Source organism: Achromobacter sp. ACM02 (genome assembly GCF_014851605.1).
GTDB classification, from domain to species: Bacteria; Pseudomonadota; Gammaproteobacteria; order Burkholderiales; family Burkholderiaceae_B; genus Achromobacter; species Achromobacter aegrifaciens.
Window position 1 is genome coordinate 1 of the sequence record NZ_JACUZY010000012.1, and the last position, 21,593, is coordinate 21,593.

The 21,593-nt window shown below is 65.1% G+C and carries 24 protein-coding genes and 1 tRNA gene; 5 read left to right on the top strand and 20 right to left on the bottom strand.

Annotated features, from left to right (window positions below):
* Nucleotides 1-132 precede the first annotated feature (132 nt).
* Nucleotides 133-417, top strand: a complete 285-nt coding sequence (locus tag IB258_RS30625; RefSeq protein ID WP_149064051.1) for a DUF4224 domain-containing protein — start codon at nt 133-135, stop codon at nt 415-417.
* Complete coding sequence (locus IB258_RS28165) at nt 305-1,453, top strand: hypothetical protein (RefSeq protein ID WP_192353525.1); 1,149 nt, start codon at nt 305-307, stop codon at nt 1,451-1,453. Before IB258_RS30625 ends, IB258_RS28165 begins: the two co-directional genes overlap by 113 nt.
* 86 nt (nt 1,454-1,539) lie before the next feature.
* Here the strand turns inward: IB258_RS28165 and IB258_RS28170 are convergent.
* The 7 genes from IB258_RS28170 to IB258_RS28200 form a co-directional block, all read right to left on the bottom strand.
* Nucleotides 1,540-1,616: transfer RNA gene (locus IB258_RS28170), tRNA-Arg, on the bottom strand.
* A 95-nt stretch (nt 1,617-1,711) separates the two neighbouring features.
* A complete protein-coding gene (locus IB258_RS28175; protein ID WP_054451277.1) occupies nt 1,712-2,296 on the bottom strand; it encodes a helix-turn-helix domain-containing protein in 585 nt (194 codons plus the stop codon).
* Between the two features lie 12 nt (nt 2,297-2,308).
* The gene (locus tag IB258_RS28180; RefSeq protein ID WP_192353497.1) at nt 2,309-3,601 is read right to left on the bottom strand and encodes an FAD-binding oxidoreductase; all 1,293 of its coding nucleotides are present in this window, start codon (nt 3,599-3,601) and stop codon (nt 2,309-2,311) included.
* 11 nt (nt 3,602-3,612) lie between these two features.
* On the bottom strand, nt 3,613-4,302 hold the full coding sequence (locus tag IB258_RS28185; RefSeq protein ID WP_059371832.1) for an amino acid ABC transporter permease: 690 nt from the start codon (nt 4,300-4,302) through the stop codon (nt 3,613-3,615).
* Between the two features lie 2 nt (nt 4,303-4,304).
* Nucleotides 4,305-4,997, bottom strand: coding sequence for an amino acid ABC transporter permease (locus tag IB258_RS28190; protein WP_054451275.1), 693 nt, complete (start codon nt 4,995-4,997; stop codon nt 4,305-4,307).
* Nucleotides 4,998-5,001: 4 nt separating this feature from the next.
* A complete protein-coding gene (locus IB258_RS28195) occupies nt 5,002-5,793 on the bottom strand; it encodes an ABC transporter substrate-binding protein (protein WP_054451274.1) in 792 nt (263 codons plus the stop codon).
* A gap of 142 nt (nt 5,794-5,935) precedes the next feature.
* Nucleotides 5,936-6,685: an amino acid ABC transporter ATP-binding protein gene (locus IB258_RS28200; RefSeq protein WP_054451273.1), complete on the bottom strand. Its 750-nt coding sequence runs from the start codon at nt 6,683-6,685 to the stop codon at nt 5,936-5,938.
* Between the two features lie 149 nt (nt 6,686-6,834).
* Between IB258_RS28200 and IB258_RS28205 the strand changes: the two genes are divergently transcribed.
* Together IB258_RS28205 and IB258_RS28210 are read left to right on the top strand one after the other, a co-directional pair.
* Nucleotides 6,835-8,337: an aldehyde dehydrogenase family protein gene (locus IB258_RS28205; RefSeq protein WP_054451272.1), complete on the top strand. Its 1,503-nt coding sequence runs from the start codon at nt 6,835-6,837 to the stop codon at nt 8,335-8,337.
* A gap of 137 nt (nt 8,338-8,474) precedes the next feature.
* On the top strand, nt 8,475-9,767 hold the full coding sequence (locus IB258_RS28210; RefSeq protein WP_119449546.1) for a phospholipase A: 1,293 nt from the start codon (nt 8,475-8,477) through the stop codon (nt 9,765-9,767).
* 28 nt (nt 9,768-9,795) lie between these two features.
* On the opposite strand, the gene pdxK is transcribed toward IB258_RS28210, so the two are convergent.
* The 12 genes from pdxK to IB258_RS28270 form a co-directional block, all read right to left on the bottom strand.
* Entirely contained in the window at nt 9,796-10,629 is an 834-nt protein-coding gene (pdxK, locus tag IB258_RS28215) for a pyridoxine/pyridoxal/pyridoxamine kinase (protein WP_054451270.1), read from the bottom strand.
* Between the two features lie 36 nt (nt 10,630-10,665).
* Complete coding sequence (locus tag IB258_RS28220; RefSeq protein ID WP_054451269.1) at nt 10,666-11,028, bottom strand: cupin domain-containing protein; 363 nt, start codon at nt 11,026-11,028, stop codon at nt 10,666-10,668.
* A 42-nt stretch (nt 11,029-11,070) separates the two neighbouring features.
* Nucleotides 11,071-11,625, bottom strand: coding sequence for a helix-turn-helix domain-containing protein (locus IB258_RS28225; RefSeq protein ID WP_054451268.1), 555 nt, complete (start codon nt 11,623-11,625; stop codon nt 11,071-11,073).
* A gap of 93 nt (nt 11,626-11,718) precedes the next feature.
* On the bottom strand, nt 11,719-12,501 hold the full coding sequence (locus tag IB258_RS28230) for an aldolase (protein ID WP_054451267.1): 783 nt from the start codon (nt 12,499-12,501) through the stop codon (nt 11,719-11,721).
* A gap of 28 nt (nt 12,502-12,529) precedes the next feature.
* The gene (locus tag IB258_RS28235; RefSeq protein WP_054451266.1) at nt 12,530-13,171 is read right to left on the bottom strand and encodes a glutathione S-transferase family protein; all 642 of its coding nucleotides are present in this window, start codon (nt 13,169-13,171) and stop codon (nt 12,530-12,532) included.
* A gap of 2 nt (nt 13,172-13,173) precedes the next feature.
* Nucleotides 13,174-14,139 carry a tripartite tricarboxylate transporter substrate binding protein gene (locus IB258_RS28240; protein ID WP_054451265.1) on the bottom strand — a complete coding sequence of 322 codons (966 nt, stop codon included), beginning with the start codon at nt 14,137-14,139 and terminating at the stop codon, nt 13,174-13,176.
* Nucleotides 14,140-14,389: 250 nt separating this feature from the next.
* Entirely contained in the window at nt 14,390-14,776 is a 387-nt protein-coding gene (locus tag IB258_RS28245) for a VOC family protein (RefSeq protein WP_119449544.1), read from the bottom strand.
* Nucleotides 14,777-14,929: 153 nt separating this feature from the next.
* Nucleotides 14,930-16,039 (bottom strand): SDR family oxidoreductase, encoded by a 1,110-nt coding sequence (locus IB258_RS28250; protein ID WP_119449543.1) that lies wholly within the window; start codon nt 16,037-16,039, stop codon nt 14,930-14,932.
* A gap of 7 nt (nt 16,040-16,046) precedes the next feature.
* Nucleotides 16,047-17,018 carry a tripartite tricarboxylate transporter substrate binding protein gene (locus IB258_RS28255; protein WP_119449600.1) on the bottom strand — a complete coding sequence of 324 codons (972 nt, stop codon included), beginning with the start codon at nt 17,016-17,018 and terminating at the stop codon, nt 16,047-16,049.
* A gap of 56 nt (nt 17,019-17,074) precedes the next feature.
* On the bottom strand, nt 17,075-17,992 hold the full coding sequence (locus IB258_RS28260; protein ID WP_192353498.1) for an SMP-30/gluconolactonase/LRE family protein: 918 nt from the start codon (nt 17,990-17,992) through the stop codon (nt 17,075-17,077).
* Between the two features lie 11 nt (nt 17,993-18,003).
* Nucleotides 18,004-18,330 (bottom strand): hypothetical protein, encoded by a 327-nt coding sequence (locus tag IB258_RS28265; protein ID WP_054451251.1) that lies wholly within the window; start codon nt 18,328-18,330, stop codon nt 18,004-18,006.
* Nucleotides 18,331-18,332: 2 nt separating this feature from the next.
* On the bottom strand, nt 18,333-19,691 hold the full coding sequence (locus tag IB258_RS28270) for an acyclic terpene utilization AtuA family protein (protein WP_192353499.1): 1,359 nt from the start codon (nt 19,689-19,691) through the stop codon (nt 18,333-18,335).
* Between the two features lie 110 nt (nt 19,692-19,801).
* Between IB258_RS28270 and IB258_RS28275 the strand changes: the two genes are divergently transcribed.
* Nucleotides 19,802-20,695 (top strand): LysR family transcriptional regulator, encoded by an 894-nt coding sequence (locus IB258_RS28275; protein WP_192353500.1) that lies wholly within the window; start codon nt 19,802-19,804, stop codon nt 20,693-20,695.
* On the opposite strand, the gene IB258_RS28280 is transcribed toward IB258_RS28275, so the two are convergent.
* Nucleotides 20,692-21,387: a FadR/GntR family transcriptional regulator gene (locus tag IB258_RS28280; RefSeq protein ID WP_119449540.1), complete on the bottom strand. Its 696-nt coding sequence runs from the start codon at nt 21,385-21,387 to the stop codon at nt 20,692-20,694. The genes IB258_RS28275 and IB258_RS28280 overlap by 4 nt on opposite strands.
* Nucleotides 21,388-21,593 lie beyond the last annotated feature (206 nt).

Genomic DNA, 21,593 nt, shown 5'->3' on the forward strand with positions numbered 1-21,593 from the left:
GAGAAGAGCCACGTCGATCACTCCTGTCTCCTGCACGGGTACCGAGCAGGATAGTGTTCACGAGGTGGGTCAGAATTAGATGCAAATCAAACGTAAAAGTGGGTCAACTCTGCCTGCAAATCAACAGTCCAGATGAACGAATATCTGTCGGCGTCTGACCTGGCCGAACTGGTCGGGTGCAAGCCAAACCAGAGGGCAATGATGGCGCGCTGGCTCAATCGCCACGGCTGGCGCTATGTCGTCGACAAAAATGGCGTCCCGCGTGTTCTGCGGGCGTATCGAGATAAGAAACTGGGAGCAGTAGATGGCCAGCAAAAAACCGGTCTCACGTCAGGCCCGAACCGCCAAGCCTTCACCCGCGTGGGAGAAGACCGGCGTGGCGAGGCTGTACAAGCGCGTCGGCAAGCAGCGCATTAGCTGGATATACAAGCACGTGGACAGACGCAGCCAGACCCTGGCTTCGTGTGAACTGGGAGACCGTGGTGCGCGCTATGACGCCGAGCGCCTCGCGACGAAGCTGGCAGTGGAAATCCAACAGGGCGTGGTAGTGGCCGGCGCGGTGTCCGAGATGATCGAACGGTTCGAACTGAAGGAAGACCCGACGTACTATCAAGACCAGTCCAAGGACGGCAAGAAGATCCGCAAGGGCATGTACACCAACCTGACGAAGTTCTTCGGCAGGATGGCGCCGTCAGAACTGACCGCTCAGCATGGCTACCAATACCTCGAAGACCGGGCAGCCGCGGGCGCCCCGATCAAGGCGAACAAGGAACTGAGCCAGTTCTCCGTGATCTGCCACTTTGGCGTGCGGTGGGGCCTGATGCCCGCGAATCCGTTCATCAACATGATGAAGAATCGCTCGGCGACCGTGGCAAAGATCATTGATCGTCAGCAGGTCTTGCGCTTCTACCTCTGGTCCGTGAAGCAGCGCGAGAACTATAGGACGATGGGCTGCGCGGCGATGTTTACCTATCTGACCGGCTTTCGCTCGTCGGAGGCCCGTCCGTTCCTCAAAACGGGCCTGAGGCATGAAGGTGTGACGGTACTGTCCACGAAGCGCAAGAAGGGTCAGATCGAAGTCGTTAAGGTGCGAGAGTGGTCGAAACGACTGCGCGTAGTCGTGGCCCGTGCGCTTGATCGCAAGAACACCAGCAGCCCTTTCCTGTTCGCGCCGACCAAACGCTCGGATTCGTACACCCGGCATGGCTGGGCCTCCAGCTGGAAGGACGCGCAACTGGCCTGGATCCTGTCTTTCGATGATTCCGTGACAGAGAAGAGCCTGACCGAGCACCCGCTGTACTTCAACCTGCAAGATGTGCGCCCTGCGGCGATCACAACCAAGATCCAAAACCGTGACCATGATGCATATGATTTTGCCGCCCATGCGAACCCGGCGACGACGCACAAACACTACGACAGACGGGTGGTGAAGAAGGCCTCGGCGACGGAGTAAAGTTCTAACGCAGGCATTTTTATTCTAATGATTGCCTAGTTAACGAACCTAAACACCACGCAATAGCTTGATTTTCTTGGCTATTCTGGCGCGGCAGGAGGGGCTCGAACCCCCGACCTCAGGCTTAGAAGGCCCGTGCTCTATCCAGCTGAGCTACTGCCGCGCGGTGTGGTGATGGCCCGGAAAAGATCCGGGCGCCGCATTTTACCTTGTTGCGGGCGGCTTGGGCGGCCGGCCCGCAATACCGGGGTTTGAACCCTACTCTTCGCCTATATCCGCATGGGTCGACACCCACAGCACCAGGGCGTCTTCGGGGCTCAGGCTGATCACCCGGTGGCCCATGCGGCTGTCTATATAGAAGCTTTCCCCGGTCTTCAGCCGGGCGGGTTCGTAGAACTCGGTGTAAAGCTCGACCTCGCCTTCCAGGACGTAGACGAATTCCTCGCCGCGGTGGCGGCTCCAGTCGTGGAATTCGTCGAAGGAGCGCGCCTTGACGCGGGTGTGGAAGGGCATCATGCGCTTGTGCGACAGCGCGGTGCAGAGCAGGCGGTGGTCGTAGTACGGGGTTTCGTACTGGCGCCCTTCCCCCTGGCGGCTGAGGCTGCGGCGGCCGGTGCCCATGTGGGCGTCGGACGCGGTGAAGAGTTCGGCCACGTCCAGCTCCAGGCCTGCCGCGATCTTGATCAGGTTGTCATAGGTGGGCGACAGCAGGCTGTTTTCGATCTTGGACAACGTGGACGCGGACACGCCGGTGGCCGCGGCCGCCTGCTTCAAGGTCCACGCCCGCGCCTGGCGCAAGGCTCGCAGCCGCTGTGCCAACACGCTTTGTTTGTTGCCTTCCATCTATGCACCCTGTCATGCCCGCGACCGCCGCTCCCGCCACCAGTCGCGCGCCTGGTAAGACCAATAAGTAAGTTGCACCGCTGCCGTGCCCAGACCGCCGCCGTTCCAGGCCAGCCCGAACGGCGCGTACAGCTTGTAGCGCTGGGTGTCGCCCGCGATCCCTTCGGCGACGACCCGGCCGCCGATCGACGCGGTGTTCATGCCGTGTCCGCCGAACGCCGTGCAGTACCAGACGTCCGGCGTCAGCTGGCCGATCTGCGGCATCAGATGCCGCGCGTAGGCCATGCGTCCCGACCACGCCGTCTCCACGCGCAACCCCTGCAATTGGGGGTAGACGGAAAGGAGCTCGCGGCGCAGCGACTCCGCCAGATCGGGCGGGTCGTCGACACGGGTGGTGATTCTACTGCCCCAGCCGATGCGCCCGCCATCAAGCACGCGGTAATAGTTGCCGGCGCGCCGGTCGTCGCCGATGGCGGCGGTGGTGCGTATGGCTTCCAGCACCCGGTCGCCCAGCGGCTCGGTCAGCATGATGTAGGTGGCGATGGGCAGTATCGCGCGGCGCAGCGCGGGCACCACGTCCTCGGTGTAGCCGCCGGTGGCCAGCACCACGGTGCGGGCATCGATCTCGCCTCGCTCTGTTTTCAGGCGCTTTACGGCTCCGTCCAGCGACGCCTGCACGACAGGCGAGTCCTCGTGGATGCGTACGCCCAGGCGCGCGCATTCCCGGGCCAGCGCGCGGGCGTAGTTCAGCGGGTGGAAGTGGAAGGACGTGGGGTCCTCGACGCCCTGGAAGTAGACGTCGGACAGCAGCCGTTCGCGGACCTGGCTGCGGCTCAAAAGGCGCACGTCGCGGCCGAAGTCGCGTTGCTGGCTGTCGCACCACTGCCGCAGGGCGTCGGTCGCCTCGTAGCGCACCACGCGCAGCCGGCCGTCAACCTTGCCGGCGTCGGTGATGTCCAGGTCGCGGATGTTGTTGCGGATGATCTCCACGCCTTCCATCGACAGGCGGTAGAGCTTGCGGTAGTGGTCTTCGTCGACGTGCTTTCTGATGGCGTCGGCGCCGGCCGAGTATGCCGGCGAGACGGAACCGCCGTTACGCCCGGATGCGCCCCAGGCGATGCGCCGCCCTTCCAGCAAAGTGACGTCGCGGCCGCGCCGGGCCAGTTCCAGCGCGGCGGACAAGCCCGCCATCCCTGCCCCGACCACGCAGACGTCGGTGCTGGCCGCGCCGGACAGCGGCGCATAACGGGTGTCGCCGTCGGCCAGCGTGCGCTTGTAATAGGTGTCGATGTACTCGGAAGCCATGGTGGTCGGCATCAGTTCAGGCCCGCGCCCTGCAAGCCGCCCGTCAGGCGCTTTTCCAGCCAGTTGGCCAGTCGCAGCAGCGGGTAGCAGTAAATGAAGTAGATGGCGGCGATCATGCCGTAGATGAACAGCGACTTGGCCGGGAAGGTGATGATGAAGACCTCGCCCTGCCGCGTCAGCTCGGTGATGCCCACCACCGACAGAATGGCCGTGCTTTTGATCAGCATGACGTAGACGCCGCTCATGGGCTGCACGATCAGGCGCATGGCCTGCGGCAGGATGACCAGGCGCAGGATCTGGAACGGCCGCAGGCCCAACGTCATCGCGCCTTCGGTCTGGCCGCGCGGCACGGCCTGGATCGCGCCCATGACGATTTCCGCGACATAGCAGGACGTGTAGACCGACAACGATACGAAGGCGGCCGTGCCGGAATCCCAATGCAGCATCTCGATGCCCGAGCTGGGCAGCACGAAATAGAAGATGTAGAGCTGCACCAGGAACGGCGTGCCGCGCAGGATGTGGATGTACAGGCCCAGCAGCTGGTGCACGCCGCGGATGCGGTAGCTGCGGATCACGCCGATCACGAAGCCCAGCAGGGATCCCGCGATGATGGCCACGAAGGAGATCTTCAGGGTCTCCCAGAAGCCCTTCAGCAGGAACGGCAGCACCACGCCGGCAGTGGAAATATAGGAATCCAGCATGCTTACCTCGCGTTCCAGGCGGGCCCCGCCAGCCAGATGCTCACGCCGCGCGACAGCAGCAGCATGCAGGCATAGATCAGCAGATAGCCGGCCGCGATGGTCAGGAAGCTTTCGTTGGGCACGATGCGGTCGCTGTTCATCTGCACGCCGGCCGCGACCAGTTCGAACACCGTGATCAGCGACAGCAGCGAGGTGTCCTTGATCAGCACGGCGGTCTGGCCCAGGAGCGGCGGCAGCGTATTGGCGAAAGCCTGCGGCAGCACCACGTAGCGCAGGCGCTGGTGGTAATTCATGCCGCAGGCCTTGGCGCCTTCGATCTGGCCGCGCGGCACGGATTCGATGCCCACGCGGATGATTTCGCTCATGTAGGCCGCATGATGCAGCGTCATGGCGAGGATGCCCAGCAGCATCTCGCTCCAGCCCTTGGCGCCCGGCACCAGCATGGGCACCGCGTAATAGACCAGGTAGATCTGCACCAGCAAGGGGGTTGAACGGATGAATTGCACATACGCCGCCACCGGCCGCCAGATGGCGGCGCGGGGCGACATATGGGCAAGCGCCAGCGGGATGCCGGCCAGCACCGACAGCACCAGGCTTGCGCCCGCCGCGATCAGGGTGTTGGCCAGGCCGGTGGCGAACTGGCCCGTGTACTGGCTGACGATGCGCCAGTTATAGAAGTCGAGCAGCCAGTCCATGGGCTCAGTGGTCTTTCTTCCAGTCCGTGGAGTACCAGTACTTCACCTGTTCTGGCAGCGTGTTGTCGGCCGTCTTCAGCGTCTGCCAGTTGTCCAGCCAGAACTTCAGGCGGAAGGCGTTGGGACCGACGGCGAAGGCCAGCGGCTCGCGCACCATGATGCCGTCCAGCACGCGCAGGTTGCCGAAGTCGACCAGGAACTGGTTGGCGGTGGACAACGACATGATGCCGGCGTCCAGGCGGCCGCTGGACAGGGCTTGCCCCACGGGTGCGCTACCGCCCGAAAACTCCTTCATGGTGGCCTTGGGCAGCATCTTCTTGCCCACTTCCGCATAGGTGCTGGCGCCCAGCACGCCCACGGTCACGCCGTCCTTGTTGAGTTCCTCGTACGATTTGTAGGGCGAATCCTTGGGCACCACGGCCACGGTATCGGCGTAGAACATCGGCGTGGAGAACAGTACCTGGGCCGCGCGCTGCGGGGTCGGCGTCATGTCGGCGGCCACCATGTCGGCCTTGCCGGACAAGAGCGCGGGAATCAGGCCCTTCCACTCGTAGTCCTGCAGCACCAGCTTCACGCCCAGGTCGTCGGCCATGCGCTTGGCCACTTCCACGGCCAGGCCGGTGCGCTTGCCGCTCTTGTCCATGAAGCTCATCAGCGGCCCGGAGGTCTGCACCGCGACGCGCAACTCGCCGCGCTTGAGGATGTCGGCCAGTTCGTCCGCTTGCGCGGGCAAGGCGACAGTGGCGGCCGCCAGGGCGATGCCGGCCATGCCCAGCCATTGTTTGATTTTCAGCATTTCCTACCCCTTGTGGTGAATGGACTCACATCATTCCGGGCAAAGCACAGAGCGCCGGCAGCGCCCGGATCAGCCGGACCGGCCCTGGTTACCGCCGGGCGCCGCGCATGCGGACGACCCGTTGCTTCCTTGCTGCTAGGAACTACAGAATCTTTTCCAGGAAAGCGCGGGTGCGCGCTTCCCTGGGGTGGCCGAACACCTCGTCCGGCGTGCCCATTTCCACGATGCGGCCCGCGTCCATGAAGAGCGCGCGGTCGCCCACGTCGCGGGCGAAGCCCATCTCATGGGTCACCACGGCCATGGTCATGCCGTCGCGCGCCAGCGCGCGCATCAGTTCAAGAATGCCGCCCACGGTTTCGGGGTCGAGCGCCGACGTGGCCTCGTCGAACAACATCAGCTTGGGGTCCATGGCCAGCGCCCGCGCGATCGCCACGCGCTGCTGCTGGCCGCCGGAGAGCTGGCTGGGATAGCGCGCACCGTAGTCGCCCATGCCCACGCGGCCCAGCAGTTCGCGCGCGTAGCGCTCGGCGTCGGCGCGGGCGCGCCCGCGCACCACGCGTTGGGGTAGCGCGACGTTGTCCAGCGCAGTACGGTGTTGGAACAGGTTGAAGTGCTGGAACACCATGCCGACTTCGGTGCGCCAGCGGTTGACGTCGGTGGCCGGGTCGGTGAGCGACACGCCGTCCACGCGGATGGCGCCGCTGTCGATGCTCTCCAGTCCGTTGAGCGTGCGCAGCAAGGTGCTCTTGCCGGATCCGGAGGGGCCGACCACCACCATGACCTCGCCGCGGCCGAGCTGGCAGTCGATGCCGTCCAACGCCAGATGCGGGGCCTGCCCGTCGCGTTGATAGGTCTTGCTGACTGCCTGGACTACCAGCAGAGGTTCCGCCACGGATCCACCTTCGTATGAGTGCTGCCCTGGTTAAAAAGGTTTCGCAATTCACGCTGGAGTTTCGTATAGTAAATTTTTTTCCAGAATCGCCACTTAGGCATAACCCTTAAGCGAAGACAGGCTCTTCGCAGGCAACCCAAGGAACCGGCATGGACACTCCCCAAGACATCCTGCGCGCGCTCGGGCTGAACCCGGAATCGCTCACTGGCGGCACGCTGCGCGCGCGCAGCCCGATAGACGGCGTCGAGCTGGCTCAGGTGCATGAGCACACGGTGGCCCAGGCCCATTCCGCCATCACCCGCGCGCGCCAGGCCAGCCTGGCGTGGCGCGACGTGCCGGCGCCGCGCCGCGGCGAGCTGCTGCGCCTGTTCGGCGAAACGCTGCGTCAGCACAAGCGCGAGCTGGGCCGCCTGGTGAGCCTGGAAGCCGGCAAGATCGTGGCCGAAGGCGAAGGCGAAGTGCAGGAGATGATCGACATCTGCGACTTCGCCGTGGGCCTGTCACGCCAGCTGTACGGTCTGACCATCGCTTCTGAACGCCCCGGCCACCGCATGATGGAAACCTGGCATCCGCTGGGCGTGGTCGGCGTGATCAGCGCGTTCAACTTCCCCGTCGCCGTGTGGTCCTGGAACGCCGCGCTGGCGCTGGTCTGCGGCAACGCCGTGGTCTGGAAGCCGTCGGAAAAAACCCCGCTGACCGCGCTGGCCTGCCAGGCGCTCTTCGCACAGGCCGCGCAACGCTTCGGCGACGCGCCCCCCGGCCTGTCCGAAGTGCTGATCGGCGGACGCGACATCGGCGAAGCGCTGGTGGATTCGCACGCCGTGGCCCTGGTCTCGGCCACCGGTTCGACCCGCATGGGCCGCCAGGTGGGGCCGCGCGTGGCGCAGCGCTTTGGCCGCGTGCTGCTGGAGCTGGGCGGCAACAACGCCATCATCGTCGGCCCCACGGCCGACCTGGACATGGCCGCGCGCGGCATCGTGTTCGGCGCCATCGGCACGGCCGGCCAGCGCTGCACCACCACGCGCCGTCTGATCGTGCACGAGAGCGTGGCCGAAGATCTGGTGCAACGCCTGCACAAGGCCTATGCCAGCGCCACCATCGGCAACCCGCTGGAAAGCGGCACGCTGGTCGGTCCGCTGATCGACCGCGTGTCCTATGACGCCATGCAGGCGGCGCTGACGGCGGCGCGCGAACAAGGCGGCAAGGTCACGGGAGGCGAGCGCGTGCTGGCCGAGCAATATCCCGACGCCTGGTACGTGCGTCCCGCCATCGCTGAAATGCCGGGCCAGACCGACGTGGTCTGCCACGAGACCTTCGCGCCTATCCTCTACGTGATGCGCTACGCCGACTTCAACCAGGCGCTGGCCTTGCAGAATGGCGTGCCGCAGGGCCTGTCGTCGGCCATCTTCACCAATGACCTGCGCGAAGCCGAGACCTTCCTGTCGGCGGCCGGCTCGGACTGCGGCATCGCCAACGTCAATATCGGCACCTCGGGCGCCGAGATCGGCGGCGCGTTCGGCGGCGAAAAGGAAACCGGCGGCGGCCGCGAATCGGGTTCGGACGCCTGGCGCAACTACATGCGCCGCGCCACCAATACGATCAACTATTCGCGCCAGCTGCCGTTGGCCCAGGGCATCAAGTTCGGCGAATAAGCCCGCGCGCAACGCTGTCCCCACAAGCCCCCGCCATGCGCGGGGGCTTACGCTTTCTACATACGATTAGCCTGCCTTACAAACTGTAGCGGGGGTCGATGCTACATTTCCTGGTCACAAAACTACGTTATGACCAGATGACCATCAGCCGTCCTGCACGATCCGCCCTCTCCCTGCGCACCCTGGCCGCCGCCCTGGCCATGGGCCTGGCGGGCGCAGCCACCGCGGGCGTGTCGTACCGGCTGGATCGCCCCTCGGCCGCCCCCGGAGAGACCGTCACCATCGAGGCGGTGTACTTCAACGAAGGCACTTCCCGCTCCACCTGGGAAGCGCCACCGGAACTGGTGCTGCAATGGCGCGGCCAGGACGGCCAGATCGTGCGCAGCCTGGCCAAGCTGCGCGGCGGCACGGCCAGCTTCAGCGTGCCCGTCAACAACTTCGCGCGCATGGCCTGGACCGCCGTCGTGCCCGCCACGGCCCAGGGCCTGCAGGCCGTATCCATCGAAGGCCAGCCCGCGATGATGGCGCTGGACGCCACCGGCCGCGACAGCGGCACCCTGGCCAGCACGCCCGCGCGCGGCCCGGTGGTGGACGCCAGCAGCGGAGAACCCGTACCCGCCGCGGCCGTGGCCGCGGTCGGCGCATCGCCCGAAGGCGGCCCCTCGCCCGACGCGTCCGCCGTGCCGACGGTACAGCAGCAGACCGCGTTCGACCGCTTCCGCAGTTCCATTTCCGAATACAAGCCGGTGTACTTCGACGTCGGCACCCGCGGGCAGACCACCGCGCGCTTTCAGATCAGCGCCAAGTACCGACTCTTCAGCCCCGCGGGCGACCGTCCCGCGACCTGGGACGAGAATTTCTACCTGGCGTACACGCAGACCTCGCTGTGGGACCTGGAAGGCGATTCCATGCCCTTCATCGACACCACCTTCAATCCCAGCGCCTTCTGGCTGTCCGACAACATCTGGCAGTCCGCCAGCCAGAACTGGCGCTTCGGCATGAATACCGGCGTCGAGCACAACTCCAACGGCAAGGACGGCGAGGATTCGCGCTCGCTCAACGACGGCTATATCGAGCCGCGCTTCCACTACCGCTTCGACGGCGGCAGCACGCTCACCTTTGCGCCGCGAGTCAAGGCCTACTTCGGCGTCGCCAGCGAGAACAGCGACTATGCCGACTACGCCGGCCACGTCGACTGGCAATTGCGCTGGGCCCAGGACAATGGCGCGGTCATCTCCGCCATGTACCGCCAGGGCGACCAGAAGCGCCGAACCACCCAGCTCGATTTCGCCTGGCCGCTGCAGCGCACCTGGCTGAACATGAACGGCTACCTTCATCTGCAGTACTTCAACGGCTACGGCGAAACGCTGCTGGGCTACAACCAGCGCAACGAATCGCAGTTCCGCATCGGCCTGTCGCTGGTGCCGTAAGGCGCGCCGCCAGGCTCGCGTAGGCGTCCTAGCCTTCCACCGCCAGCTCTTCCCAGCCCAGTTCGCGGGTGCGCTCCAGCGCCACCGTGACCTGGGCGGCGGCCGAGCGCACCGCCTCGACCAGCACCTGCCCGTTCAGCAGTTGCGCCGTAACGCCGGCCATGAACACGTCGCCAGTGCCGTGCACCGAAGGCGGTATCGCAATCTCCGGATGCGTCACGACCGTGGCCTGATCCCGCGTCACCACCGCCAGCTGCAAGGTGCCGGCCGCGGCGGCCATGGGCGCGGCGCTGGTCACGACTATCCAGTCCGGACCGCGCGCGATCAGTTCGCGCGCCGCCGCCACGACCTCGTCGATCGACGACAGGGCGCGCCCCACCAGCAACTCCAGCTCGAAGTGGTTCGGCGTCATGCCGTCGGCCAGCGGCACCAGCAGGTCCCGGTATTGTTCGACCAGGCCTTCGTTCACGTACAGCCCGTCGTTACGGTCGCCCATGACGGGGTCGATGTGCACCTTCAGATCAGGCCGGGATGCGCGCAGCGCAGGCAGCCAGCCGGCCAGAAGCCCGGCCTGCCCGGGTTGGCCCAGGTATCCGCAGACCACCGCGCGCGCAGTCCGGGTGACGCCGCGCTCGTCCAGGCCCTGCAACAGGCCCTCGAACCAGTCCAACGGCACCGCGCCGCCATGCAGGGTCGGATAGTGCGGCGTGTTGCTCAGGATCACGGTAGGCACCGCGATCGCGTGCAGGCTGGCCTTGCGGAAGACGGGCATGGCGGCGTTGTTGCCGACGCAGCCGTACACGACCTGGGATTGGACGGAAACGATATCCACCTGCGCGGTAACGGCGGGGATTGCGCTCATGGGGCTGGCTCCTGGGCTGCCGCGGTCTACGCGGCGCTACATGCGGGTGATGAAATAGATCTTCTTGACGAACTGGTCCACTTCCCAGCGGCCGGTATAGCCTTCGGGCATGACGAAAGCCTCGCCCACGGTCAGTTCATGCACGGTGCCGTCCGGATCGACCAGGCGCGCCGCGCCTTCGACGATGTAGCCGAACTCGATATAGCCCGTGGTGTTGGACTGGAACACGCCCGCGGTGCTTTCCCAGACGCCGGCTTCAGCCTTGCCGCCGTTGCCTTCGAAGGCAGTCACGGTGCGGAACGCCGCGTCGCCCGAGATCGGGCGGCGGGGCTTTCCAGGCACCGGATTCTTCATGGGGCCGGCATCGATGCGGACGAGCCGCGATTGATCGTTCTTCATGGCACTCCTGTATGCGGATAGATGATGAGTCCGAAGGCCTGCTCAGTGCGAGGCCACCACCAGCACCTCGGCCATGGCCCGGCTGACGGTGCGCATGCGGTGCGGCAGTTCGGAGTCGAAATAGACGGAATCCCCGGTCTCCAGGCGGAACTGGCGTTCGCCCACATGGACCTCGATGGCGCCCTTGAGCACCAGCAGGAATTCCTCGCCGGGGTGCGGAAACACCGCGGTCGCATCGGGAAAATCGCGGGGCGGATGCACCACAAAAGGCTCCATCGCCTTGACCTTGCGGCGGCCGGCCAGCGACTCGTAGTGATACTCGCTGCCCAGCCCCCGGCGCTGCAAGGCTTCGCGGTCCGCCACCCGCACCACGCTGACCACTTCTTCCTGCGCAGCATCGTCCGTGCCCACCAGCTCCGAGACACCCAGGCCATAGGCTTCCGCCAGCCGCAACACGGTGGAAATGGAGGGTTCGCTCAGGCCCCGCTCCAGTTTGGAGAGGTAGCTCTTGGTCAATCCGGTGCGCTGCGCCAGCTGTTCCAGGGACAGGGTTTGCTGGCGACGCAGGGCGCGCAGGCGGTGCGGCAGGTCTATCATGGACGGGGTTGCAAAAATACGGTCGCGGAATACGACCGGTAAGCATGCCCTAATCCGGCCCTGCCGTCGAGCCGGCCCCGCCCGCCGCCGCCATCAGGCCAGCACGTCGGGATGCGCCCGCAGCGCGCGCCGCGCATAGTACGAAAAGCCGACCTGCGAACGCTTGGGCGTCAGGATCCAGTCATGGGCCTCGCGGCCCAGCGCCGGCGGAATGGGCTGGATCTTGCCGGCGGCCATGGCCAGCAACTGCATGCGGGCGGCGCGCTCGAACTGCAGCGCCAGCACGCAGGCCTCTTCCACCGAACCCGCCGCAATCAGCATGCCGTGGTGCGACAGCAGGATGGCGCGTTTCGAACCCAGCGCGGCCGAGATGATCTCGCCTTCCTCGTTGCCCACCGGCACGCCGGGCCAATCCTTCAGGAAGGCCACGTCGTCGTACAGCGGGCAGTTGTCCATATGCGAGATTTCCAGCGGCACCTCCAGCATCGACAACGAAGCCGCGTGCAGCGGATGCGTGTGGATGATGCAGTTCACGTCCGGACGCGCGCGGTAGATCCAGGAGTGAAAACGGTTGGCCGGATTGGGCATGCCGCCGCCTTCCTGCACGCGCAGGTCTTCGTCCACCAGCAGCAGATTGCTGGCGGTGATCTCGTCAAAGCCCAGGCCCAGGCGTTGCGTGAAATAGCGGTTCGGCTCCGGCGCGCGCGCCGTGATCTGTCCGGCCAGGCCGGAGTCATGCCCGCCGTCGAACAGGATGCGGCAGGTCAGCGCCAGGCGCTCGCGCAGGCTCCAGTCGGGCGTCTCGAACTGGCGCTGCATTTCGGCTTTCGCCCGCGCGATCAGTTCGTCCTTGCCCAGGTGCATCGTATCGGCCATCGTCGTCACTCCTAAGATAGTGTCTCTGTCATGCCGCTTCGATCAGCGGCGTAAACCCTGGCAAGGCGCGCATGCGCGCCAGCCAGGCATCGATATGGGTAAAGCCGGACAGGTCGTAACCGCCCTCGGCCGCCATGCTCGTATAGGGATACAGCGCAACATCGGCAATGGTCGGCGCGGTACCCACCAGATAATCGCGGCCGGCCAGATGCGCGTCCATCAACGCGGCCGCCTTCATGCCGATCTCGCGCCACGCCCGCATCGCCGGGTCATCCACCTGCGCGGTGTTGCGCAGATGGATCAGCAGGCGCGGCTGCGCAAAGGCGTGCATGTGCTGGGTCTGCTCGAAACTGAGCCAGCTGCTGACCTGCGACTGCTCCAGGCGGCCGGCGGGCAGCCAGGGCGTGCCCATCGCCAGATACCAGAGTATCGCCTGCGACTCGGCCAGCCACTCGCCCTCCGGCGTCAGCAAGGCCGGCACCTGGCGCCACGGATTGATGCGCGCGAACGCCTCCGTTTCCAGGTCGCCCTGCACGATGTCGAAGGTGCGCCGCTTGATCGGCAGCCCCATGTAGCCGCAGGCCAGCCGGATCTTCCAGGCATTGCCCGAACGCAGCGTATCGGCCAGTTCCAGCGGCTTGCCCGCCAAGGGATGCGGTATCTGGTTCATCGTCAGTCCATCTTGATGTTGGCGCGCTTCACGATCTCGGTCCACTTGGCCTTCTCGCCGGCGATGAAGCGCTGATACTCATCCGGCTTGCCCGTGTACAGCTGCGTCCCCTGCGACGCCAGCCGGTCCTTCAGTTCCGGCGACGCCAGCGTCTTCTGCAGCGCCGCGTTCAGCTTTTCCATCACGTCGGGCGGCGTGCCTGCGGGCGCGAAGAACGCGTTCCACGAGCTGATCTGCAGCGCCGCGTCGCCCACCTCGCTGCTGGCGGGCACGTCCGGCGCGGACGGCAGGCGCTTGTCGGCGGCCACCGCCAGCGCGCGCAGCTTGCCAGACGCTGCATGTGGCATGATCACCGGGCTGGCGTCCATCACCACGTCGACCTGCTCGCCGATGGCGGCATTGACGGCTTCGCTACCGCTCTTGAACGGCACGTGCACGATGTCCAGCCCGGCCGTCAGCTTCAGCAGCTCCAGGCCCAGGTGCGGCGAACTCGCATTGCCCGCCGAACCGAAGTTCAGCTTGGCCGGATTGGCCTTGGCATAGGCCACGAACTCGCCGAAAGTCTTGGCCGGCACGCCCGCACGCACGGCCAGCAAATACGGCGATCCCGACACCATGCCCACCGGCGCGAACTTGTCCGCGTCATAGCTGAGCTTGCTGTAGATCAGCGGGTTGACCACCTGCGTACCCACCGTACCCATGAAGATCGTATAGCCATCGGCCGGCGCGGTGGCGGCCACCTGCGCCGCGATCACTCCGCCCGCGCCCGGCCGGTTCTCGATCACGATGCTCTGCCCCAGCGCGTCGCCCATGCCCTTGCCGACCTGACGCGCCACGATGTCCGTGATCCCGCCCGCGCCGAAAGGCACCACCAGCCGGATCGGCCGGTCCGGATAGGCCGCCTGGGCCCCATTGCCCGCCATTGCCGCAACCAACGCCAGCGCGCCGGCGATTCCCGAAATCTTCATGTCATCCCCCTACGGGCGCCGCCTATCGGCACCATCATGACACGAAGTGTCCTATAGGAGATTGATTTTCCGCAAGGAAAATGAGTTTAGGGAAAACCCTGGGCCGCAGGAATATAGTTCGCCTTTGAAGTTCGCCTTTTGGCTTTGGCGCGCGAGGCCCGGCATTGCGCACGCATCTTGCGCTCGTCTCTGCGCATGGAGACGCAGCGTCATGCTGACGCTGCGGTGCCAATACTGGGAAGTACGCGGATCAGACCGGGCGGTGACACACCGCTTCTATGTTGTAGCCATCCGGGTCCAGGATGAACGCGCCGTAATAATGCGGGTGGTATTGCGGACGCAAGCCAGGCCCGCCGTTATCGCGCCCTCCAGCCGCCAGCGCCGCCTGGTGAAAGGAATCGACCTCGGCACGGCTGCGGGCGCGAAAAGCCAGATGCACGCGCGGGGTGCTGGGCGTGCCCTGATGGATCCAGAATTCGCCGCCCGGGTCTTCCGACTCGTGAGGCTGGCCTACTCCGAAGCCCATCCCGGTCTCGAGCACTTTGCGCGGTATGTAGCCTAGCGCCGCGAGCGCGCTGCGGTAGAACATCCGGCTGCGCTCGAAGTCGCTCACGTGAATTTCGACATGATCCAGCATGCGCCGACCCTTCGGAAAGCGGCCCCAGCGGGCCAGAAAGATCAGGATAGGTCAGTTGGCAAGCCAGGGACGCTTCGATTTGCAACGCGGGCCTCGCGATTCTTCCGCAATTCGCGCACCGCAAGCGCAACTCCGGCTCGCCGCGATCAACGCTCAAACGCGGCCTGCGACACTCGTTTGGGAGAACGGAATGATCTTGCGCTCCATCAGCACCCTCAGCCAGTGCTTCACGCACGCCTCGGTGTCGTAGGTTTGCGTGAAGCCCGCCTGCTTGATCTTGACCGTGCTGACAAATGCGGGCGCGGGCGGGGTCTTCAGGCCATAGCCGAAACGGGCGTCGGCGGAGTAATGGGATTCGCCAAGGATCTGCGCCATACTCAGCGGCCGCAAGCCATGCTGCTTGACGATCTCGTTCCACAGGTCCGCCCGGCCGGGCAGGTACTCGGCCAGGCGCAGGGGCTGGTCCGGACCCGCTTCGACGTCCAGGAACTCCGCCAGGGACGGCCATAGGTCATGCCAGCTGAACACTTCGCCGTTGGTAAGGTTGTAGTGCTCGTTCCAGGACGCCGGATTCTCCGCCGCCCAGACGCCTGCATCGCCGATCAGGCGCGCGTCCACGGCTTCACGCGGATAGGAAATGTGGCCGGGATAGCAGAACGGCTTGCCTTCGGCGCGGCACACTGCCGCGTAGACGCCTATGACCGGCACCGTGTTCATGGCCACGCCCACATTGGGGCCCAGCACGATGGTGGGACGGAATATCGTCCAGCCAAAGCCGGACTGCGCGGCCTTTTCCCGGATGTAGTCTTCCTGGAACCAGTACGAGTTCGGATGATCGTCCCGCGGCTGGCATTCGCGCGCCGGCGTGCGGATGGGATGCAGGTGTACGCCATAGGCCTTGGTACCCTGCAGCACGCTGACATGCTGCAGCCTGCCGCTGGCGGCCAACGGCTCGATGACGTTCCTGATCATGCCCAGGTTGGTGGCCATCTGCTCAGGGTCCTGCCAGCCGGCGATGAGCCCTGGCTTCTCATAGACGGCCGCATAGAAAACGTGCGTGGCTTCAGGCATATCCCCGAAGGCGCGGCGGCAAGCCTCCGCGTCCTGCAGATCGACCGGCAGATGGGTGTACGGCCGTTGGCTGATGATCTCCGGACGCCGGCGGGAAACCGCGATGACTTCCCAGCCCGCGTTGAGGAATGAATCGACGGCAGCGGAGCCGACCAGCCCGCTGGCGCCAGTAACGATTACGGTGCGTGACATGATTCCGTCAATCCATGACCAGGTTGATCTGCTTGAACAATTCCTTGAAACGGACGTACTCGTCCGCCATGCGCTTGCCGAAGTCCGCCCGGCTGTCCGCTGAAGGAACGATACCGAGGCCGGCGAATTTCTCCTGGGTTTCCGGGTTGTTCACGGCCTTGACGATTTCGTCGTGGAGACGGTCCAGGATCGCCTGCGGCGTGCCGGCAGGCGCGACGATGCCATACCAGGCGACGCTCTCCGCACCGGGCAGTCCGGCTTCGGCAACAGTGGGGACGTCCGGCAGCAAGGGCGAACGCTTGGTATCGGCCACGGCCAGGGCGCGCAGCTGGCCGGACTTCACGAACGACAGGATGGGCGGGACGCCGCTGATGACCATCTGGGTGCGCCCGCCCAGGGTGTCCGTAATCGCATCGCTGTTGCCCTTGTAGGGCACGTGCAGGATTTCGGTCTTGGACAAGTGCTGGAACAGCTCGCCGGCGATATGACCGCTGGTGCCGACGCCAGCCGAGGCGTAGTTGACCTTGTTCGGATTGGCCTTGATGTAGGCAATCAGCTCCTTCAGGTTGGTCACCGGAATCGACGGGTTGACCAGGATGACGTTCGGTCCCGTCGCCACCAGGGCAACCGGCGCCAGATCCTTGAGCGGGTCATAGGGCATCTTGCTGCGGGCATTGGGATTGACCGTGATCGGCCCGGCCGAGGCGAAGCCGATGGTGTAGCCGTCCTTGCCGGACTTGGCGACGATGTCGGTGGCCAGGTCGCCGCCGGCGCCGGGCTTGTTCTCTACGATCACCGGCTGGCCGAGTTGCTCGGCCAGGGGCTTGGCCACCAGGCGCGCAATGATGTCGATGGAACTGCCGGGGCCGAAGGTGGCGATCAGGCGTATGGGGCGCGCAGGGTACGCATCGGCGGCCTGCGCGCCTGTGACGGCGGCCAGGCTCAGGGCCAGGCCGGCGATCAATCGAAAAGCAATCATGATGTTGTCTCCCATGGATAGTGGTTTTTTTGCGGATCGTGTTCGCGGCGCGCGGCTCAGTCCCGGTGCGAGTACATCCGCTTGCCGGGATGCGGCAGCCGGGCGCGCAGGATGACGCCCTGCTCCGCTTCGGTGATGAACAAGGAGCGCCCGTCCTCGCCGCCGAAAGCGACGTTGGTGGTGCGCAGGCCCGCGCAGGAACGGATGCGGTAGAGGGGTTCGCCCAGCGGGCTGAACAGCCATACGGTGCCCGCCTGCGCGTGGACGATGGCCAGGTTGCCGGCCTCATCCAGGGCCATGCCGTCCGGCCCGGCCGTGCTGCCCGATAGCTGGATGAAACGGCTGGCCTTCTTCATCTCGCCATCCGGCTCCAGCCGCAGGGCGTAGATGGCGTTGTCGTGCGTGATGGCCACGTAGAGCACGTTCTCGGCCCTGTTCATGACCAGGCCGTTGGGGCCCGCCAGGCCATCCATGATGAGGTCCACCGTCTTGCCGTCGGCGCGCAGGCGGAACACGCGGCCGGTGGGGTTTTCCAAGGCGCTTTCACCCTGATCGGTGAAGTACAGGTCGCCGTTGGAAGCGAAGAACAGATCGTTCAGTCCCTTCAAGCCTTCCCGCCGCACGTGCTGCAGGTAGGGCCGGATGCTGCGGGTCTCGGGATCCAGAAGCATCAGGCCGTGCAGATGGTCGGCAACGAAGATGCGGCCGTCGCGATGGATCTTCAGGCCGTTGGGTTCGCCTTCGTAGCTGACGATGACCTCGAAATTGCCTGCCGGATCCACGCGCAGGATGCGTCCATGCGCCAGGTCGACGCACCAGAGATTGCCCAAGCGATCGAAGGCGGGCCCCTCCAGAAAGGAGTGCATCTTCACGTGACGCGCGGCGAGCCAGGTCGAGGCCTGATCGGTCAGGTGCAGGGATTCGGGCAGCCGGGCGTAGACCTCGGTGCCCATGGGTTCAGCGGGAGGGTACATTGCTGTTCCTTTCAGGATTGCGATGGGCTGGCCGGAAGCTCGATTCCCAGCATCAACGAACTGAGCGACTTGCCATGGGGATCCAGGCGCAGCGAGCGCGTGACGCCGCCGGACAGTACGTCCGGGATGACAAAGTTCAGCGCCCTCAGGCTTTCGACCTCGTAGCGCCTCACCTTTCCTGCTCCCAGATGGGCAAAAGCCTGCTCGACCCGCTCGGCGGTAAGCGCCTGGCGCAGCAGGCGCCAGGCGTCCTCGTCGTAGGCAATGACGGCGATGCTCGAGGTATTGCCCTTGTCGCCAGCGCGCGCATGCGCAAGGTCATGAACCAGAATGCTCATGGTCAGGCTCCCACCGTAATGACTTCGGGCGTGACCCAGTCGCGCGGAATCAACAGGGCGTCCACGGCTATGACTTCCTTGGCGCCCAGGTTGACGGGACCGCCTGCGCCATAAGGTCCCTGCATGTTCAGTTGCCGCACGTGATCCCCCAACAAGTGCGCGCTCTTTTTGTCGGGACAGCGGGCCGACACGCGCAACCGGACTTCGTAGGGTTGGCCGGCGACGGCCTGCGGATGATCGCCATGCAGGCTGCTCACGCCGATCAGATCGACCTGGATCTCGCTGGCCGCGCCGCCGTCGAGCCGGAACCGCTCTTTCACCGTGTCGGCCGCCAGCCGCGCCCGCGCGATCGCGTTCACGCCTGCATAGGCGACCTCGCCAGTGCCTATCCAGCCATCGAAGTAGCCGACCACCACCTTGTAGCTATCGGTGCGCGGCGCGGCGCGTATGCCGCGCACGGCCACGCGGTCCGCGTGCTGCTCTTCAAAATGCAGGCCTTCCAGGCTCAACACGCAATCTGGCGTGATGTAGGCCGAGGGATCATGGATTTCGTATAGCGCCTGCTCGGTACAGGTCATGCGGTCGAGGCGGCCGCCCGAGCCGGCGGGCTTGCCTATGTACAGTTCGCCGTCGCTGTAAAGATCGGCATAGGGATAAGCCAGTTCGGCCAGGCGGGGCACGTCTTTCTTTCCCGGGTCGGCGAAATAGCCGCCGGTGATCTGCGCGGAACACTCCAGCAGGTGGCCCATGATGGTGCCCGCCGCCAGCTTGGGCAGGTCCTCGTAGCTCCAGCCGTGATGATGCAGGGCCACGCCCAGAAACAGCGAGGGATCGGCGACCCGGCCCGTCAGCACCACGTGCGCGCCGGTGGCCAGCGCATCGCGGACCACATCGGCGCCCAGGTAGGCATTTGCCGAGGCCAGCTGGGGCAGGATCGCCTCCAGCGGCAGCTCGCGATCCAGCAGGCGCAGTTCAGGATGCAGGCGCACGCGCTCGGCCACGTCGTCGCCGACTACGGCGGCGCACTTGAGCTCCTGCCATCCCAAGGCGTGCCCTATGTCCAGCGCGGCCTGCGCGGCGCCGGCCGGATTGGCCGCGCCCATGTTGGACACCAGCCGTACGCCTTTCTCCCGGCACGCCGGCAGGAAGGCACGCATGCGCTCCTCCAGCATCGGGTTGTAGCCGTGAGCGCCGTCATGCTTGCGTGACAGCGTTTCGCGCGCAATGGTCCGTTCGGCCAGGCATTCGCACACCAGGTAGTCGATATCGCAGTCTTCCAGCAGCGGCATGGCCGGACCGATGCGGTCGTCCGCCATGCCGGCCCCTACGCCGATGCGCAGCCGCTTGCGCGGTTCATTCATGTCTGTCTCCGTCCGTATTGCTACTTTGCGGCCTAGTATGCGGCGACCAGCCTGATCTGAAAATTGATATATTTATATCTTCGTAATAACTCAAACGCATCACGCAGGCCATGACCCTGACCATTTCCGAATTGGAGGCGGTGCTGTTGGTGGCGGAAACGCTCAACTTCCGCATGGCCGCCGAACGCGTGCCGATTTCGCAGCCGGCGCTCAGCCGGCGCGTACAGGCGGCGGAACAGAAGCTCGGCGCCAGGCTGTTCGACCGCGACAAGCATGGCGTTGCGCTGACCTCCGCTGGCGCGGAACTGGTGCCGATTGCGATGCGGATGCTGTCGGAGTTCCGCGACTCGCTTAGCGATCTGTCCGAATTCATCGCGGGCCGTCGCGGCAGCATCAACATCTGGGCCCTTCCCTCCGTCGCCTCCGCACTGCTGCCCGCGGCGACGCGCACTTTCCAGAAGTCGCACCCGCAGGTGCGCCTGAACATCCACGCGGTTTCCGCGCGCCAGATCACGCAGGCCGTATCGGAAGGCAATGCCGACATCGGCATCTCCATCGAGGTCCCCGACCAGCCGGCCAGCGTGCAATTCACGCAACTGCTGAAAGAGAACTTCGTGCTGATCTGCCCTATCGGCGACCCGCTGGCGCAACGCAAGCGCGTGGATTGGAGCGTTTTTGCCGACCGGCCTTACGTTGCGAGCGGGCCCGCCAGCAGCATCCGCCAGGTCACCGACCAGATCCTGGCAGCCTCCGGCCGGCTGCCGGAAATGAACTACGTGTCCGACAATATTTCGGTAGTAGGCGCAATGGTGGCTGCCGGCGTGGGCATAGCGGCAGTGCCGCAACTGGCCCTGCGCCTGATGGATACCACGCGCCTGTGCAGCGTGGCGCTGCACTCGCCCGCCGCGTCACGGAACATCGGCATCTTGCTCAAGCGCCAACGATCCCTGTCGGCGGCGGCGCAACGCTTCCTGGACACCTTGCGGCAGACGGATCCGGGTTAGGAGCGCGACGCCAGCGGGCTCTGCCCCCCGGTTCCGACCGGGTTCAAACGATCCGCGATCTCGCGCTGCACACGCCACAGATGGACGCGCATGCTTTGCTCGGCCGCATCCGGCGATCGACTCGCAATGGCTTCCGCGATTGCGCGGTGTTCCTGGTCACGCATCTGTATGCGCTCTCGCGTGGTTTGCGTCGTGGCGGGAATATGCAGGCGCTGGTCCGCGCCGACGTGGCGCAAGAACGCATAGAGACTTGCAGCCAGTTGGTTCCCGGAGCTGTCCGCCAGCAATTTGTGGAATGCGATATCCCCGGTCGAGCGCGCTACCCCTGACGGCGTTGTGGCGGCTTCCAGGATTTTGGCGATCTGCACCGGCGAGGCCCGGATTGCGGCCAATCGCGCGATTGCCGGCTCCAGCACCATACGCAGTTCGATCACCTCGAGCGCATTCGTCTCCTGGACCACGACATCGCCTTTGAGAATGGGCGGATCGTTGCGGCGGATGACGGGCCGCGGCAACTCCGATGCCTCACGCATCTTGTCCAGGGCAAGGCGCAAACGATGACGGTTGACATCCAGTTGCCCGGCGAGAACCCGCTCGGAAGGTAGTTCTTCTCCTTTGCCCAACAGCGCTCGGATCTGCGTAATCAGCCTGCGTATGTCATTGGAAACCTCGGGTTGGCGGGTGCGTGCCATTGTTCCCTCGCGTCATGTTTTCGCAACCATCTTAGATTTGAAAATGGTTGATTCGCAATAAAAATAAACAACCGGTTGAGAATTTTGATAAACGGATTATTTTCCATAATCCATTGTTTTGTATGTGTTTTTTATTATTCAAAAGCCCAACAATCCGAGCGCTTAGGGGTTTTCCATATCGAACCACAAATACCGTTTACACAACC